12 protein-coding genes are annotated in these 16,952 nt (G+C 59.4%); 3 read left to right on the top strand and 9 right to left on the bottom strand.

Features of this window, described 5'->3' with window-relative positions; genetic code table 11:
* Window positions 1-7: 7 nt before the first annotated feature.
* The 4 genes from bioB to O3A94_04410 all read right to left on the bottom strand — a co-directional run bounded on the left by bioB (window position 8) and on the right by O3A94_04410 (window position 6,349).
* A complete protein-coding gene (gene bioB / locus O3A94_04425; GenBank protein MDA1355499.1) occupies window positions 8-1,000 on the bottom strand; it encodes a biotin synthase BioB in 993 nt (330 codons plus the stop codon).
* Window positions 1,001-1,039: 39 nt separating this feature from the next.
* Complete coding sequence (gene parC, locus O3A94_04420; GenBank protein ID MDA1355498.1) at window positions 1,040-3,262, bottom strand: DNA topoisomerase IV subunit A; 2,223 nt, start codon at window positions 3,260-3,262, stop codon at window positions 1,040-1,042.
* Window positions 3,263-3,336: 74 nt separating this feature from the next.
* Window positions 3,337-4,614: a DUF2336 domain-containing protein gene (locus O3A94_04415; protein MDA1355497.1), complete on the bottom strand. Its 1,278-nt coding sequence runs from the start codon at window positions 4,612-4,614 to the stop codon at window positions 3,337-3,339.
* Window positions 4,598-6,349, bottom strand: coding sequence for a diguanylate cyclase (locus O3A94_04410; protein ID MDA1355496.1), 1,752 nt, complete (start codon window positions 6,347-6,349; stop codon window positions 4,598-4,600). The genes O3A94_04415 and O3A94_04410 overlap by 17 nt, the downstream gene beginning before the upstream one ends.
* A gap of 130 nt (window positions 6,350-6,479) precedes the next feature.
* Between O3A94_04410 and O3A94_04405 the strand changes: the two genes are divergently transcribed.
* The 3 genes from O3A94_04405 to dapE all read left to right on the top strand — a co-directional run bounded on the left by O3A94_04405 (window position 6,480) and on the right by dapE (window position 9,283).
* Window positions 6,480-7,169: a pyrimidine 5'-nucleotidase gene (locus O3A94_04405; GenBank protein ID MDA1355495.1), complete on the top strand. Its 690-nt coding sequence runs from the start codon at window positions 6,480-6,482 to the stop codon at window positions 7,167-7,169.
* Between the two features lie 110 nt (window positions 7,170-7,279).
* Window positions 7,280-8,110, top strand: a complete 831-nt coding sequence (gene dapD / locus O3A94_04400) for a 2,3,4,5-tetrahydropyridine-2,6-dicarboxylate N-succinyltransferase (protein MDA1355494.1) — start codon at window positions 7,280-7,282, stop codon at window positions 8,108-8,110.
* Between the two features lie 6 nt (window positions 8,111-8,116).
* On the top strand, window positions 8,117-9,283 hold the full coding sequence (gene dapE, locus O3A94_04395) for a succinyl-diaminopimelate desuccinylase (GenBank protein MDA1355493.1): 1,167 nt from the start codon (window positions 8,117-8,119) through the stop codon (window positions 9,281-9,283).
* Window positions 9,284-9,323: 40 nt separating this feature from the next.
* Here dapE and O3A94_04390 read toward each other — a convergent pair whose 3' ends face one another.
* The 5 genes from O3A94_04390 to O3A94_04370 are packed head-to-tail and all read right to left on the bottom strand — an operon-like array spanning window position 9,324 to window position 16,843.
* On the bottom strand, window positions 9,324-10,943 hold the full coding sequence (locus tag O3A94_04390) for an ABC transporter ATP-binding protein (GenBank protein MDA1355492.1): 1,620 nt from the start codon (window positions 10,941-10,943) through the stop codon (window positions 9,324-9,326).
* Window positions 10,943-11,953, bottom strand: coding sequence for an ABC transporter permease (locus O3A94_04385; protein ID MDA1355491.1), 1,011 nt, complete (start codon window positions 11,951-11,953; stop codon window positions 10,943-10,945). The genes O3A94_04390 and O3A94_04385 overlap by 1 nt, the downstream gene beginning before the upstream one ends.
* Window positions 11,954-11,977: 24 nt before the next feature.
* Window positions 11,978-13,090, bottom strand: coding sequence for a microcin C ABC transporter permease YejB (locus O3A94_04380; protein ID MDA1355490.1), 1,113 nt, complete (start codon window positions 13,088-13,090; stop codon window positions 11,978-11,980).
* A 26-nt stretch (window positions 13,091-13,116) separates the two neighbouring features.
* Entirely contained in the window at window positions 13,117-15,006 is a 1,890-nt protein-coding gene (locus tag O3A94_04375; GenBank protein MDA1355489.1) for an extracellular solute-binding protein, read from the bottom strand.
* A 4-nt stretch (window positions 15,007-15,010) separates the two neighbouring features.
* Window positions 15,011-16,843 carry an extracellular solute-binding protein gene (locus tag O3A94_04370; GenBank protein ID MDA1355488.1) on the bottom strand — a complete coding sequence of 611 codons (1,833 nt, stop codon included), beginning with the start codon at window positions 16,841-16,843 and terminating at the stop codon, window positions 15,011-15,013.
* Window positions 16,844-16,952 lie beyond the last annotated feature (109 nt).

Raw genomic sequence — 16,952 nt, 5'->3', positions numbered from 1 at the left:
AGCCAGACTAAACCGGCATCGCCTCAACCCCGAGTTTATCGAACAGGGCCGTGTCGGTATCTGGCAAGGGATTGGCTGTGGTAAGCAGCTTGTCCCCAAGAAAAATCGAATTGGCGCCGGCAATAAAGCATAGCGCTTGGGTTTCATCGCTCATCTGCTCCCGGCCGGCCGACAGCCGGACCATGGAGCGCGGCATCAGGATGCGGGCAACGGCGATGACGCGGACGAATTCGAGCGCATCGAGGGGCTCGGCGCCGTGCAGCGGCGTGCCCTCGACCTGGACGAGATTATTGATCGGCACGCTTTCCGGATGCTGCGGTAAATTGGCCAATGTGCGCAGCAACTCGGCGCGATCCACGCGCCCCTCTCCCATACCGACGATGCCGCCGCAGCACACATTGATGCCGGCACTCCGGACATGGCCCAGCGTATCCAGCCGATCCTGATAATTCCGCGTGGTGATGATTTCACCATAAAACTCGGCTGAGGTATCGAGGTTGTGGTTGTAGTAATCGAGTCCGGCCTCGGCCAGGCGCTCGGCCTGGCCAGCGCTCAACATGCCAAGCGTTACACAGGTCTCCATGCCGAGCTCGCGCACACCCTCGACCATGCGGCAAACGGATTCAAGATCGCGGTCCTTCGGGCTCCGCCATGCCGCGCCCATGCAATACCGCGTTGCACCTGCTGCTTTGGCCTGGCGTGCCTCCGCCAACACCGCGTCGACCTGCATGAGGCGTTCTGCTTGAACCCCCGCTTCATAGCGGGCGCTTTGCGGACAATAGGCGCAATCCTCGGGGCAGCCGCCAGTCTTGATGCTCAACAGGGTAGACATCTGCACTTGGTTGGCAGCAAAATTTCCTCGGTGCAGGGTTTGCGCTCGATAGATCAAATCACTGAAGGGCAAATCGTAGAGAGCGCGTACGTCTTCCGCGCTCCAGTCATGGCGAACAACGTTGGCGTCGGTCGGCTCGGTTTGGCTTCGTGATTCTTCAGCGCGCATGTGGAGGCCTCATTAATCGGATGGTCGTCGGTCCCCAACCTAGCCGAATTTATTGCCTTTGGGAAAGCCTCGCGGCGCTACGCGGCCGGCCTGGCTGCGCTTACCGTGCCATTCCGCTGCCGCGCCTTCATTGCGCACACCCGCGCCGGTTTTCCAGCTCAAACCGTCCGCCTTGTTGAACATTTTAGCATCGCTCAAACCGCCGTCGCGGAAGCGCTGCAGGATCACGCCCCGGCCACGCGCCAAAATTGGCACCTCCGCCGCCGGGAACAGAAGCATACGGCGATTGTCGCCGACTACCGCCACGCTATCGCCTTCGGCAGGAACGCAGATACAGGCTTCAGCCTCGGCGGCCGTGTTGAGCACCTGTTTGCCGGTGCGTTTTTCGGCTAGCACGCCGTCTTCCTCGACCACAAAGCCGCGTCCATCGCTGGACACGACGAGCAGGCGCCGGCCCGGCCGATGCACAAACAACGTAACCACGTCCTGGTCGTTAGCTAGCTCGATCATCAGGCGCACAGGCTCACCAAGGCCGCGGCTCCCCGGCAGCTTGTCACAAGACATGGTGTAAAAGCGGCCATTGGTCGCGAACATGACAAGTTTATCGGTGGTCTCGGCATGAAAGCGGAAGCGTTCGCGGTCGCCTTCCTTGTATTTGACCGGCGCGGCTTCATCGAGATGGCCGCGTGCGGCGCGAATCCAGCCCTTGGCTGAGCAGAATACGGTAATCGGCTCACGCTCCACCAATGCGTCGCTCGGCATCTCCATCGGCTCGGGTGGCACACCAATTTCGGTCCGCCGGCGGCCGAGTTCGGTCTCAGCGCCAAAGCGCCGCTTCATCACTTCAATCTCCTTGCTGAGCACCGTGCGCTGGCGGTCCTTGCTGGCTTGGAGTTTTTTCAATCCCTCCTGCTCTTTTCTCAGCGCCTCGAACTGGCTGCGGATTTCCGTTTCCTCGAGCTTGCGCAGGGCGCGCAGGCGCATGTTGAGGATTGCTTCCGCCTGCACCTCAGTAATCTTGAACCGCTTCATCAATTTTGGCCGCGGCTCGTCTTCCTCGCGAATGATGCGAATCACCTCGTCGAGATTGAGATAAGCGACGAGATATCCGCCCAGCACTTCGAGGCGATGGGCAATATTTTTCAAGCGATTCGCGGTGCGCCGCAGCAGAACGTCGAGGCGGTGATCGAGAAACGCGCGCAGGACCTGCTTCAGATTCATCACCCCGGGCACGCCGTTGGCATCGAGCACGTTCATGTTCAAGGAGATACGCGATTCCAACTCGGTCTGTCGAAACATCGTCTCCATCAGCATGGCAGGGTCGACGGAGCGGCTGCGCGGTTCCAAAACCAAACGCATATCATCCGCTGATTCGTCGCGCACATCTGCTAGCAAGGCCAGCTTCCGTGCCTGCAGCAATTCGGCAATCTTTTCGACGAGACGTGCCTTCTGCACCTGATAGGGGATCTCGGTGACGATGATCTGGTATTGCCCGTGCCCGATGTTCTCCACTTGCCAGCGGGCGCGCACCCGGAAGCTGCCGCGTCCCGTCGCATAGGCTTCAGCGATCGCCGCCGGATGCTCTACTAAAACACCGCCAGTGGGAAAATCCGGGGCCGGCACGCAGGCGATGAGTTCGTCGATGCCGCATCGTGAGTTGCCGAGCAGAACCTCCAGCGCGGCGCAGAGTTCGCCCGCATTGTGCGGCGGGATGCTCGTGGCGAGGCCGACGGCGATGCCATTGGCGCCGTTCGCTAAAAGATTGGGGAACGCAGCCGGCAGGACGACTGGTTCCTGCTCTTCGCCGTCATACGTATCGCGGAAGTCGACCGCGTCCTCGCCGAGTCCTTCCAACAGGGCGACGGCAACTTCCGTCAGGCGCGCTTCGGTGTAGCGCATGGCGGCGGCATTATCGCCGTCGATATTCCCGAAATTGCCGTGCCCCTCGACCAACGGCCAGCGCACCGCAAAACTCTGCGCCAGGCGGACCATGGCGTCATAGACGGCAACATCGCCATGTGGGTGATATTTGCCAATTACGTCGCCGACCACTCGTGCACATTTTTTATAGCCAGAAGCCGGGTCGAGCTTCAGTTGCTGCATGGCGAACAACAGGCGGCGCTGAACCGGCTTCAAACCATCGCGCACATCCGGTAGTGAGCGCGAGGTGATAGTCGACAGCGCATACGCCAGATAGCGCTCTCCCAACGCATCGGAAAACGAGACGGGGAGTATATTTTGGCCGGTGATGGGCGCGCTCATGGCCGGTTTATATCACAACATCTTGTGGATATACGAGCCATTCACTACGACATCGGCGAATTTTCCGATCCGGGTCAGTCCGATATAAATCGTAGGATTTCGCGCATTTCTGCGCCGCCAAAGGGATAATGCAGTCCGTCTTTGGCGCTGATGAGTTCGCCAGAGGGAATGAGAGCGATCTTCAATTGCGCCTGAAACGCAGTCCGCATCGACAGCCCGGCTTTCCAGCACAGCGCAACAAGAATTCTCGGACTCTGGGAGGACAGGACTTGGCCCACTGTCTCAGGCGAAAAACCGGTTTTCAGCGCCAGCGCCTCGTTGAGAAACTGCCGATCGCCGCGCCCGATGGCAGCCAGCACCGAGTCATCGTTGAGCATGCCTTTCTCGTATAGATCAGCAGCGCGATGCGCCGGCAACCCGTCTTCGTTCAAGCCGTTTGCGCTCTGTCTTTCGTCGACCGCCTCAGCGATTTCTATGGTGGTGTCGTCTTCAAGGTCATAGCGCTGCGCAAGCACCGACAACAAAGATGACGTGACGAAACGCGAGATATGCTTGATCGCACGATGCGATAAATCGTCGCGGCGGACCAGCGGATCGTGCCAGCTCCGTTGCTCGGGGGCGCGGGCAACGATGTGATCGAGGGTTTCCTCGCGGATTTGCGCGCTCGGGTTGGCGAGGAGACGGGCAACAGCGTCATTGTCGTCGCTGTGCGAGATTGCGTCAGACGGTCGGAAGCCCAAATTTTCACGCGCCGAAATTGCCGACAACGCTCCCTTTACCGGATCAAGCGCCATGATTTCCAGTAAATCGTCATCGCTGAGAAGGGATGAGTACTCCAAGATCGGCGCGCAAACGGTGAGCTCGGCATCCTCGGCCAGCCGCCGGATTAGTTCATGCGGCAGATTATCGAGATGGCGGATTTCCTCGGCGATAATGCGGCGCACGCGCGGCAGTTCATCGCGCGACAGGTCGTCAAGGATTTTCAGCGTCAACTCGTGCAACCAGCTTTGCGCTTCGGTGTTCAAACCGGGGGCGAGACGTGAAATCTTACGGGCTAGGGATATCCGCACATCGTCATCGACATCGTCGACCAGCATGGCGTCAGCCTGGCGCGGCGTCGACTGGTTCTCGGCCACCGCCTGGCGCACGCCTGCTTCCTCATCTTCGGCCAGATAGTAAAGCACCTCGGGTTGCAGGTCGGTGCGCTTGGCGAGATCAAGCCGCACCGCGCGATCTTCGGAAGCGGCGGCACGCCTCGCCTCGCGATATTCCATACGCGGATCGATACCGGACTTAGAGGACTCCGGCGCCAACTCGTCGGCGCCAGCCGCAGGTTCACCGAATTGCGTCATCGTTCTGCTCCGCATTCAACTGTTGCGCCGCGTGAGGCGGCACCGTTTCGGCCGCAAGCGCCAGGGAAAATTCCCGACCTGGATCACGCTTGGCCATGTACATTGCGTGATCGGCGCGCACCAACAGGTCATCGACCGCTTCATTCGAGGCCGGGTCGAACACAGCGATGCCAATCGAAACTCCAAGCGGCGCCGGCAGGTTTTCTGAAAAATCGGCCAGGCATTTTGCCGATTGCGCCAAACTTGCGGCACGCTCCAGTGCTCCCGCTTCGTCACAGGCATTCAACCACAGAGCAAATTCGTCGCCGCCGATGCGCGCCACCACGTCATCGCGCTCAGCACTGGAGGTCATGATCTTCGCCGCCATTTTTAGCGCTGCATCGCCTTGGTGATGGCCGTAGTGATCGTTGACGCCCTTGAAGTTATTGAGATCTACGTAAAAGAGCGCCGCGCGATCACCGGATCTTGCGTGCGCGGCCATGCTTTGTTCAACGGCCAGCACGAAGGCCCGCCGGTTAAAGAGGTCGGTGAGGCCGTCGATGCGCGACAGCAGGAGCAGCTCGTCCTTGGCATCGATCTGCTGAATGGCTATGCCGATGCGCTCCGCCACGTCGGCCAGGAGCGCGCGTTCATCCGGTGCCCAGCGGCGGCGGTCAGAGCGCGAAATAAAAATCACGCCGTTGCGCCGTCCCTGATAGCGCGTCGGGCAGGTCAATGCCCTGACCTCATCCGACCCGAGCGTAAATTCGAGATCGGAAACGCCGTTTTCGACCTCGCGCATGAGTTCTTTTACTGGCCCTTCCGGCGCGGTTCCGAAGCTGGCGGATTCACGAATGTGACGCTTGGCGTCAACGCGAAAGATCATGCAGGCCGCTGCGGCGAAGCCCTCGGCCAGCACGCGCGCTGCAGTATTCAGCATCCGATCGGGGTCGACCTCATCGCGGATGGTGCGCACCATTGTCGCAAACATCGCCTCGCGCAGGCGTATCTTCGCCAGCGCATCGTCCCGCTTGCGCGCCTCAGTAACATCTCGGCACACGCCACGTGCGCCCACATGGAATCGACCCTCGGACGTCATGGGAACGGAAGAAACCAGAAGACATGCCGGCTCGCCGGAAGAATCGCGCATCCAAACTTCCGCCCGGTCGGCCGGCTGGCGCGATTCAAACGGAAACGGCTCCGGCACGGGTTTGCGCCGATCAACCATCGAGCGGGCGCTCCGCCCGACCAACATATTGGCCGAATATCCTAGCGCGCCCAACGCGGTAACGAAAACGAATCGGCCATGGCCATCAGTTTCCCAGACGAAATCGCTAGAGCACTCTATCAACTCTTTGTAGCGCCTACGCGATTCGACCAAGGCGCCACGAAGATTTTTCTCGAGTGTGATGTCCTTGCCTAATAGTAGAAAGCTATCGACCTCCAACAAGGGAATGACGGTCAACTCAATGGTGACACTGGCTCTGGAATCGCCGATGACGAGAAAATCGGTTTGCGTCGCCTGAGCCTCGGCCGCGCGCGTGATCAAGGCGATGAGATATTTTTGCTGGGCGCCGTTCAGCTCCTCGGACAGCTCCTCGGCCTGCTTGTTAATTGCCTCAGCGTGGCCGTGCGGATTTATCAGGATCAACGCACCTGGATAATGCGCCGCGAGATCTGCGCCGACGAAATCGAGCACGCCTGGCAGACCGGCGGTGAAGCGCGCGGCGTTTGTGACGTCACTATTTGTCACCATGGATGGGCTCCTGCAGTGCGAATTCCTGGTTTTCAATAAGCGCTGATTCTATACCCCGGACGTTTAATAAATTCTTTCTTCCGGAGGCACAGTTTGCGGCCAGGCGAGTGCTGAAATATAAACCCTTCCTATGAACAATTCCGCCCGCCCGATCCGCGCCGATTTGTCCCATGTCGATACTTGGATATTCGATCTGGACAATACGCTCTATCCGTCCACCAGCAGGCTGTTCGACCAGATTGATGTGCGCATTGGGGAGTTCATCGCGCAGCGCTTCAATGTCGATAGCCAAGAAGCGCGCAGAATTCAGAAATCCTATTTTCGCGAGCATGGCACCACGTTGAACGGGTTGATGACCGAACATGATATGGCGCCCGAGGAATTCCTCGATTATGTGCATGATATCGATTTTTCGCCGCTCGAGCAGAACGCCGACCTGGAATCTGCACTCGCTGCGTTGCCGGGGCGCAAACTGATCTTTACCAACGCCGATGTGCCTTATTCTCGGAAAGTATTAGCCTGCCTCGGTGTGGCCCATCATTTCGAGCATGTGTACGATATCGCCGCCGCGAATTACGTGCCCAAACCGTTTCTACCGGCCTATGACACCCTGATCGAACGCCATGAGATCAAACCGGCGTCGGCGATATTTTTTGAGGATATTGCGCGCAACCTCGTGCCGGCGGCGGCCCTCGGCATGACGACCGTTTGGGTGCGCGGTGACGACAATTGGGTGTTACCAGGCAACGAGGACGCCAAACCGGACTATGAAACCACAGACTTGGTGGCGTGGCTGGAAGCGGCCCTGGGCGCGTCGTGAACGCCTCTCGGGCAGCGGTGATATCGCAGTGATATCGCAGTGATAACAATGACAGGCAGCGCTAGGTCAGGCGCAAAATAATTGGAGGCGAGGCCGTGCAAACGGAACATATGAAGGACCTCATCGAACAGGCTTGGGAAGCGCGCGACTCGCTGTCGCCAGCGACCGGCGGCGAGCAACGCGAGGCGGTGGAAGCTGCTCTAAAAGCGCTGGATTCCGGCATGCTTCGGGTGTGTGAAAAGAACGACGGCGTGTGGACGGTCAACCAATGGCTCAAGAAAGCGGTGCTGTTGTCCTTTCGCCTCAACGACATGATGGCCATCGCCGGCGGGCCGGGCCAGGAAACCCCGTGGTTCGACAAAGTGCCGTCGAAATTTGCCGGTTGGAGCGAAGAACATTTTCGCGCGGCCGGTTTCCGCGCCGTGCCCGGGGCGATCGTGCGCAGTTCCGCTTACATTGCGCCGGGCGTGGTTCTGATGCCGAGTTTTGTCAATCTCGGCGCTTATGTCGGCGAGGGCACGATGGTCGATACCTGGGCGACGATCGGCAGTTGCGCCCAGATCGGCAAAAATTGCCATATTTCGGGCGGCGCCGGCATCGGCGGCGTGTTGGAGCCGTTGCAGGCCAATCCGGTGATTATCGAGGATGATTGTTTTGTCGGTGCGCGTAGCGAAGTCGCCGAAGGCGTCATCCTCGAGCAGGGCTCGGTGCTCAGCATGGGGGTTTATCTCGGCGCTTCAACGCGCATCATCGACCGTCATAGTGGCGAGGTTTATTACGGCCGCGTGCCAGCCTATTCGGTGGTGGTTCCGGGCAGCATGGCGGGACAGGCGCTCGCCGACGGCTCGGCCGGGCCGAGCCTCTATTGCGCCGTGATCGTCAAACGGGTCGACGCACAGACCCGCAGCAAGACGTCGATCAACGAATTATTGCGCAGCTGATCCGCGATGCCGGGGCTTGATCAGCCACTGGAGTTGGCCCGCGCCCTGATCCGCTGCCCGTCGGTGACGCCGGACGACGCCGGGGCGCTGGATGTGTTGCAGGCGGCACTGGAAGAGCTTGGCTTTACCTGCCACCGCGTGATCGGCGATGCGCCAGAAAGCGCGCCGATCGATAATCTTTATGCCCGCCTCGGCACAGCGGCCCCCAATTTCTGCTTTGCCGGGCACAGCGACGTCGTGCCGGTCGGTGACAGAGCTGGCTGGCACGGAGACCCATTCGCCGCCGACGTGCGGGACGGGAAATTATACGGTCGCGGCGCCAGCGACATGAAAGGCGCGATTGCCGCCTTCGTTGCGGCCGTAGCTTGCTTTCTGGCTGACCCGCAAGACGGCTGGGACGGCTCGATCAGCTTGCTGATCACCGGTGATGAAGAAGGGCCGGCGATCAACGGGACGCGCAAGGTACTGGAGTGGATGGATGCGCGCGACGAGCGCATGGATCTCTGCCTGGTCGGCGAGCCGACCAACCCGGAGCGCCTCGGCGATATGATCAAGATCGGCCGGCGCGGCAGCCTGAATGCGCGGCTCTCCGTGTTGGGCACGCAAGGCCATGCGGCCTATCCGCATTTGGCTGACAATCCCCTTCCGCGCATGATTGCCATGCTTGGGCGCCTGACTGCAGCGCGCCTTGATCAAGGCAGTGGCCACTTCCAGCCGAGTAATATCGAGATCACCAGCATCGATGTCGGCAATGCGGCGAGCAACATTATCCCGGCGAAGGCCGAGGCGGCGTTCAACATCCGCTTCAACGACAGCCATAATTCCGACAGCCTGATCGCCTGGTTGCGCGAACAGTTCGACGCGGTGGGTGGCGATTATTCGCTTGATATCCATGTCACCGGCGAAGCCTTTCTGACGCCGCCCGGCGAGTTGAGCGCGCTGATATCGGGCGCGGTTGAGACGGCGACGGGACGGGTGCCAGAACTCAGCACGACCGGCGGCACGTCCGATGCGCGCTTCATTAAGGACTATTGCGCGGTGGCCGAATTTGGCTTGATCGGGCGTACCATGCATCAGACGGATGAGCATGTTGAAGTGGCGGCGTTGGATGAGTTGACCGAAATTTATGAGATAATTTTGCGGCGCTACTTTGCTAAAGTAGGTGTGATTTAGACGGCGACGCGATTGCACGCATAGCGTGTATTAAATAAAATTAATGCGCGGCACCGGTGCGAAGTTCGAAGGCGGCGGCCATCAGGGTGCGGGTGTATTCGTGGCGCGGCGCATCGAAGATCTGTTTCGCCGGGCCCTGCTCCATCACCTTGCCGCCGCGCAGCACCACCACTTCATGGCTGATGGCGCGGATCACTTTGAGATCATGGCTGATGAATAGATAGGCCAGGCCGTGCCGGCGCTGGAGATCGCGCAGCAGATCGATGATCTGCGCCTGCACCGACATATCGAGCGCCGAGGTCGGCTCGTCGAGCACGATCAGGCGGGGTTTGAGAACCAGCGCCCGGGCGATCGACACGCGCTGGCGTTGGCCGCCGGAAAACTCATGCGGATAGCGATCTTGGCTCTCGGGATCGAGGCCGACTTCTTCGAGCACCTGGCCAATCAGAACCCGCCGTTCGGCGCGGCCTTTTTCCCGTGCATGCACTTTTAACCCTTCTTCAACGATCTGACCGATCGAAAGCCGCGGGCTGAGCGAACCGTACGGGTCCTGAAAAACCACCTGCATGCTCTGGCGGAGCGGCAGCATCTGTTTGAAGTTCCGGCCTTGAATGTCGGCACCCTGAAAGCGGATCGACCCCTCGCTGCGCTCAAGCCGGAGAAGCGCCATGCCGAGCGTCGTCTTGCCTGAGCCACTTTCGCCGACGACACCCACGGTCTGGCCTTCACGCACCGAGATGCTCACCCCATCCACCGCTTTGACATAGCCGCGCGTGCTACGGAACACCCCGGACTTGATCGGAAAATGCACTTTTAGATCATCGCAGGCCAAAACCTCAGCCGCCGCCGTGTCGATTTCCAACGGATCGCCCTTGGGCTCGGCGGCGAGCAAATGTTGGGTATAGGGATGCTGCGGCGATTCAAAGATTTGCGTGGTCGCGCCGGCTTCAACGATCTCACCGGAATTCATGACGCAGACGTCATCGGCCATATGGCGCACGATGTTCAAATCATGAGTGATCATCAGCATCGCCATGCCGAGGCGGGTTTGCAGATCGTCGAGCAGCCGCAATATTTCAGCCTGCACGGTGACGTCGAGCGCCGTGGTCGGCTCATCAGCAATCAGCAGATCAGGCTCACAGGCAAGCGCCATGGCGATCATCACACGCTGGCGCTGGCCGCCGGAAAATTCATGCGGATAGGCATTGAGCCGCTTGGCGGTCTCGCCCAGCGCGACCAATTCGAACAGCTCCTCAGCGCGGCGATAGGCGTGGGCCTTGGGCAGGGCGCGGTGCAGCATGATCACTTCGGCGACCTGCCGGCCAATTGAATGGAGCGGATTGAGCGAGGTGACGGGCTCTTGAAAGATCATCGAGATGCGGTTGCCGCGAACGCTGCGCAAATGGCGATCGGAGGCGCCGAGCATTTCCTCACCATCGAACAGGATCGAGCCGTTCGGATGCGACGCCACCGGATAGGGCAACAGTTGGAGAATAGAGAGCGCGGTGACCGATTTGCCCGAGCCGCTTTCGCCGACCAGCGCCAGGGTTTTGCCGCGCTGAATATCGAAGGACGCGCCCTTGACCGCATGAGTCACGCCGGCGCTTGAGTTAAACGTGACGTCGAGGCCGCGCACCTTAAGGAGAGTCCCGCCCGCCATCACGCCACCAGCTTGCGCGGATCGAACGCATCGCGCACCGCTTCGAAGACAAATATCAACAGGCTCAGCATGAGCGCGATAACGACGAAGCCGGAGAAGCCGAGCCACGGCGCATGCAGGTTGGCCTTGCCTTGCTGCAATAGCTCACCGAGCGAGGCCGAGCCCGGCGGCAAGCCATAGCCAAGAAAATCGAGCGCCGTCAGGGTGGTGATCGAACCCGTCAGGATGAACGGCAGGAAGGTCAGCGCCGAGACCATGGCATTGGGCAACGCATGGCGCCACATAATGGTGCGGTCGTTGACGCCGAGGGCACGCGCCGCGCGGATATATTCAAAATTGCGCACACGCAGGAATTCCGCGCGCACGACTCCCACCAGACTCATCCAGCTAAAGATGAACAGCACCGCCAACAGACTCCAAAAACTCGGCACAATGATGCTGGCGACGATGATCAGGATGAACAGAGTCGGCAAGCCGGACCAAATCTCGATGAAGCGCTGAAATATTAGATCCAGCCACCCGCCGAAATATCCCTGCACAGCGCCAGAGGCGATGCCGACGATGGAACTCGCCACGGTGAGGATCAGGCCGAACAGAACCGATATGCGAAAGCCGTAAATCACCCGCGCCAGGACATCGCGCCCTTGATCATCGGTGCCGAGCGGATTGGCCGAAGACGGCGGCGAGGGTGCCGGCGTCGGCAGGTCGTAATTGATCGTTTGATGGTCATACGGCACCGCCGGCCACAGCATCCAGCCTTTCTCCGCGATCAGATCGCGCACGAAGGGGTCGCGGTAATCGGCTTCAGTTTCGAATTCACCGCCAAACTCGGTTTCGGGATAGCTGGCAACGACTGGGAAATAATACGCGCCGTCAAACTTGACGATCAGCGGGCTGTCGTTGGCAATAAACTCGGCTGGCGCAGTCACGATGAATAATGCGAGAAAAATCCACAGCGAGATATAGCCCCGCCGGTTGGCCTTGAAATTGCGCAGCCGTCGCCGCGACATAGGTGAAAGGCGGAGCGCCACCGCTTAAACCTCGCGCCGTTCGAAATCGATGCGCGGGTCGATCACCACATACATCATGTCGCCGATCAAATTGACCACCAGCCCGAGCAGGGTGAAAACGAACAGGGTGCCGAAGATGATCGGATAATCCCGCCCGACCAGCGCCTCATAGCCGAGCAGACCGAGCCCATCGAGTGAGAAAATAATCTCAATCAACAGCGCGCCGGTAAAGAGGATGCCGACAAAGGCAGCGGGGAAACCGGCCACGACGATCAACATGGCGTTGCGAAAAACATGGCCATACAGCACCCGGCGCTGGCCCAGGCCCTTGGCGCGCGCAGTGATGACATATTGTTTATTGATCTCCTCGAGAAACGAATTCTTGGTCAACATGGTCAGCGTGGCAAAGCCACCGATCATCAAAGCAACAATCGGCAGGACCAAGTGCCAGAGATAATCGAGAATTTTGCCGCCGAGCGAGTAGGTTTCCCAATCGTTGGAAACAAGACCGCGCAGAGGAAACCAACTGAAATAATTGCCGCCCGAAAACAGCACCACCAGCAACACGGCAAAGAGAAAACTCGGAATCGCATAGCCGACGAAAATGGCGCCGCTGGTCCACACGTCAAAGCGCGAGCCGTCGCGCACCGCCTTGGCGATGCCGAGCGGAATCGAAATCAGATAGGCGAGCAGCGTGGTCCAAAGACCAAGCGAAATCGATACCGGCAGCTTGTCCATGACCAGCGAAATGACGCTGCGGTCCTGAAAGAAACTGTCGCCAAAATCGAATTGGACATAGCGCTCCATCATCAACAGAAAGCGCTCACCAATCGGTTTGTCGAAGCCGAACTGCTTTTCCAAATCTTTGATGAGCTGTGGATCGAGACCGCGCGCGCCGCGATATTTGCTGGAGATATCGCCTTGCGCGGCGCCGGCGGTTTGGCCCACTGCACCGGTCTCACCCAGTTGTGAACCTGATATGCGGGCGGTGGCATCGACAGCGGTGCCGCTAAGTTCGGCAATGACCTGCTCGACCGGCCCGCCCGGCGCAACCTGGATGATGAAAAAGTTGATCACCATGATTCCGAACAACGTCGGAATGATGAGCAATATACGGCGAATGAAATAGGCGAACATCGGCTGTTGAACCCGCCCTTTTGGCCCTATTGATCCAGGCTCTGCTCACCGCGCTCAATGGCTTGCAGGCGCGCGGCATCGATCCACCACGTGCTTGGAAAGCCATGATCGTAACGCGCCGTTACCTCGGGCCGGCCGAAGATGTCCCAATAGGCCAGGCGATAAGAGCGCAGGTGCCACAACGGCACAACATAATGGCTCCACAGCAAGACCCGGTCGAGCGCCCGCGATGCCGCGATCAATCCTTCGCGATCCGGTGCGGCGATGACCGCCTCGATCAGCTCATCGACCACCGGGTCGTTGATGCCGATCAAATTGCGGCTGCCCGGCACATTGGCGGCGGCACTGCCCCAGAAATCGCGCTGTTCGTTGCCCGGTGAGAGCGACTGGCCGAAGCCGCCCCACATCATGTCAAAATCAAATTCCTGGATGCGATTTTGATATTGCGCCGGGTCCACCAGGCGAAGGTTTACGGTAATGCCGAGCAATTCGAGATTGCGCGCAAAGGCCTGAACAATGCGTTCAAACGCACCGCCGCTTTGCAACAGAAACTCGAATTCAAACGGCGCACCGCTCTCGCTATGGACCAGCTTGCCATCGGTTATCGCCCAGCCGGCTGCGCGCAGCAGCTTATTGGCGGCGCGTAAATTGCCGCGAATTTTGCCCGAGCCATCGCTTACCGGCGGCACGAATTCACCGCGGAACACTTCATCCGGAACGCGCTCGCGATAGGGCTCCAACAGCGCATATTCCGCTTCGCTCGGCAACCCTACCGAGGCCAGCTCGGAGTTTGAGAAATAACTTCTGGTCCGCGTGTAGGTGCCGAAAAAAAGATTCTTGTTGGCCCATTCATAATCGAACGCAAACCCCAATGCTTCGCGCACGCGCTGATCGGCAAAGAGTGCGCGGCGGGTATTGAACACGAACGCGCTGAGGCCGGTCGGCTGCTCATGCGCTATCTCAACTTTCTTGATCAGGCCGTTCTCGACAGCCGGCCCGTCATAGGACTTGGCCCACACTTTGGCCGTGCTCTCTATGCGCCAATCGAATTCATGCGCTTTGAATGCCTCCAGCGCCACTGTATCGTCGCGGTAATAATCGATGCGCAGCGTGTCGAAATTATTTCGGCCACGGTTGACCGGCAGGTGGGCGCCCCAATAATCATCAACGCGCCGGTAAGAGATGGCGCGGCCCGCCTCCACCAGATCGACGCGGTAGGGGCCACTGCCGAGAATCGGCTCCAGCGTAGTTTTTTCGAAATCATGACTGTCGAAATAGTTCTTTGGCAGAATCGGGAGCTGGCCGACGATCAACGGCAGCTCGCGGTTTTCACCGGCGGAAAAAGTGAACTTCACGCGTCTCTCGCCCAAATCCTCGACGCTGACGATGTCGGCGTAATAGACCCGGTAGAACGGGCTGCCTTTCTCGGTCAACGTCTCGAATGAATAGATCACATCGTCGACGGTGATCGGCGTGCCGTCATGCCAATGCGCTTCCTTGCGCAAGGTAAAAGTCACCGATGAGCGATCTGCGGGGAACTCCACGCGGCCGGCAATTAGGCCATATTCGGAGAACGCCTCGTCGCTCGAAGACGTCATCAGGGTTTCAAACGTCAATCCAAGGAAACCGGCGGACACGCCTTTTAGAATAAACGGATTGAGGTTATCGAACGTGCCGGTCTGCGACAGGTGTACGTCGCCACCTTTGGGCGCATCGGGATTCACGTAATCGAAATGGGTGAAATCAGGCCCGTATTTAGGGCTGCCATGCATGGCCACGCCATGGCCGGAATAGCCGTCTTCCGCCGCTGCCGATTCCGATGCCGCCTGTGCCGACGCCAGGCCGAGACCTGCCCCGGCTGCGGCGAAGACCGCGCAGAACAGAAAAATTAGAGGAAGAAATCGCGCAGGCCGCATGGCGTTAATTTACCGATTTACGGTAGTCGGTCAATTTTTGCGCTTTCTCTGAATCGAACCACCAGGTGTCGATACTGAGTGAATATTTGGGCAAAATGGCGGGCCGGCTGAACTTGTTCCAGTAAACCAGACCGTGCGATCCCTTGAACCATTGCGGCACAATGTAATGGCCCCATAGCAACACCCTGTCCAGCGCCCGCGCGGCGGCCTTCATACTCTCGCGGTCGGACGCGGCGAGAATTTTGGCAATCAGTTCGTCCACCACCGGGTCCTTGATGGCGGCGGAGTTGAGCGTGCCGCGCTGGTCCGCCGCGGCAGAGCCAAAATAGCTCAACAATTCCGCCCCCGGGGAAAGCTGCTGCACAAAGCGCCGGGTGGTGACATCGAAATCGTGATCCTCCAATCTTTTGACATATTGCGAGGCATCGACCAGGCGCATCGTCACGGCGATGCCAAGGCGCTCCAAATTGCGCGCATAGGGGCCGAAGACGCGCTCAAAGGTGGGTGAGAAATAAAGAATTTCAAGCGTCAGCGTCTCGCCGGACGCGGCGCTGACGCGTTTGCCGTCAACCAGCGGCCAGCCCGCGGCACCAAGCAGAATACCAGCTTCGCGCAGGTTGCCGCGATTGCGGCCCGAGCCGTCGGTCGCGGGCGGCTTGAACTCGGTGGAGAAAACTTCCTCGGGCACGCGATCACGATAGAGCTCAAGCAAAGCAAGTTCAGCGCCTTTTGGAAGCCCGCGCGCCGCCAAATCTGAATTCTCGAAATAGCTCGCCATGCGCAGGTACTGGCCATAGAAAATATTCTTGTTGGTCCATTCGAAATCGAAGGCATAGGAGAGCGCGTGGCGCACGCGCGGGTCCTTAAACTTGTCGCGCCTTGTGTTGAAAAAGAACGCCTGCACGCCGGACGGCGTATTGTCGGGCAGCACTTCCTTGATCATCACACCCGCATCGATGGCGGGCAGATCATAGGCGGTCATCCAGGTCTTGGAGGTAAATTCCTCATGCCAGTCGAATTCGCCGGCCTTCAGCGCCTCAACCATGATGGTGCGGTCGCGGTAATAGTCCCAGCGCATTTCGTCAAAATTATGGCGCCCGATATTGACCGGTAAATCCTTGGCCCAGTAATCATCGACCCGGCGATAGCTGATCGCGCGGCCGGCATCGACATGATCGACGCGATAGGGGCCGCTGCCGAGCGGCGGCGTCAGCGTCGTCTTGTCGAATTCATGGGCTGCGTAATAGGCCTTGGAAATGATTTGTAGGCCGCCGATCAGCAGCGGCAGCTTGCGGTTCTCTTGATTGGCGAGGCGAAATTCCACTTCGCGTTCAGATAGTTTAGCGACGCCAGAGACATCGCCATAGAGGATGCGATAGGTCGGGTGGCCCTTTGTCATCAGCGTTTCGAAGGTGAACACCACATCATCCGCGGTGATCGCCGTGCCGTCATGCCAACGCGCCAGGGGATTTAACACGAAGCGCACCCAGGACCGGTCCGCCGCGAGTTCCACCGATTCGGCGACCAGGCCGTACGCCGCGTCGGGCTCATCCTGGGCAGTGGCGAGCAGACTATCGAACGGCAGGCCCGAGCCCGCCGCTTCGACGCCCTTCAGGATGAAAGGATTGAGATTGTCGAAAGTGCCGACAGTGGCGAGGGCGATAGCGCCGCCCTTGGGCGCCGTTGGATCGGCATATTCAAAATGGGCAAATCCGGGCGAATATTTCAGATCGCCGAACAGCGATAGGCCGTGGCGCGCTCCGCCGCTCTCAGCGGCGACAGCAAGCTGAGCGGGAAGCAGCAACATCCCCATCATCAGAGCGACAAGCCAGCGCATTCTGTTCTCCCGTTGCAGCGTTCGATTGGCGCGAGTGTACCGGATCGAAGCGGAGAATGGCATTATCTCGCGCACCGAAGTTGGGGATCTCGCGCGGCGAGGCTGGACG

The sequence above is a fragment of the Pseudomonadota bacterium genome, from assembly GCA_027624955.1.
Classification (GTDB): Bacteria; Pseudomonadota; Alphaproteobacteria; order UBA828; family UBA828; genus PTKB01.
This window is presented reverse-complemented; position numbering and strand designations above follow the sequence as displayed.

Excerpts from the sequence above, each read along its gene's own strand:
- O3A94_04380 (MDA1355490.1), bottom strand. The coding sequence starts at position 13,090 with ATGTTCGCCTATTTCATTCGCCGTATATTGCTCATCATTCCGACGTTG.
- dapD (MDA1355494.1), top strand. The coding sequence starts at position 7,280 with ATGAAGGACCTCATCGAACAGGCTTGGGAAGCGCGCGACTCGCTGTCG.
- bioB (MDA1355499.1), bottom strand. The coding sequence starts at position 1,000 with ATGCGCGCTGAAGAATCACGAAGCCAAACCGAGCCGACCGACGCCAAC.
- O3A94_04385 (MDA1355491.1), bottom strand. The coding sequence starts at position 11,953 with ATGTCGCGGCGACGGCTGCGCAATTTCAAGGCCAACCGGCGGGGCTAT.
- O3A94_04410 (MDA1355496.1), bottom strand. The coding sequence starts at position 6,349 with ATGGTGACAAATAGTGACGTCACAAACGCCGCGCGCTTCACCGCCGGT.
- dapE (MDA1355493.1), top strand. The coding sequence starts at position 8,117 with ATGCCGGGGCTTGATCAGCCACTGGAGTTGGCCCGCGCCCTGATCCGC.
- O3A94_04415 (MDA1355497.1), bottom strand. The coding sequence starts at position 4,614 with ATGACGCAATTCGGTGAACCTGCGGCTGGCGCCGACGAGTTGGCGCCG.
- O3A94_04375 (MDA1355489.1), bottom strand. The coding sequence starts at position 15,006 with ATGCGGCCTGCGCGATTTCTTCCTCTAATTTTTCTGTTCTGCGCGGTC.
- parC (MDA1355498.1), bottom strand. The coding sequence starts at position 3,262 with ATGAGCGCGCCCATCACCGGCCAAAATATACTCCCCGTCTCGTTTTCC.
- O3A94_04405 (MDA1355495.1), top strand. The coding sequence starts at position 6,480 with ATGAACAATTCCGCCCGCCCGATCCGCGCCGATTTGTCCCATGTCGAT.
- O3A94_04370 (MDA1355488.1), bottom strand. The coding sequence starts at position 16,843 with ATGCGCTGGCTTGTCGCTCTGATGATGGGGATGTTGCTGCTTCCCGCT.
- O3A94_04390 (MDA1355492.1), bottom strand. The coding sequence starts at position 10,943 with ATGGCGGGCGGGACTCTCCTTAAGGTGCGCGGCCTCGACGTCACGTTT.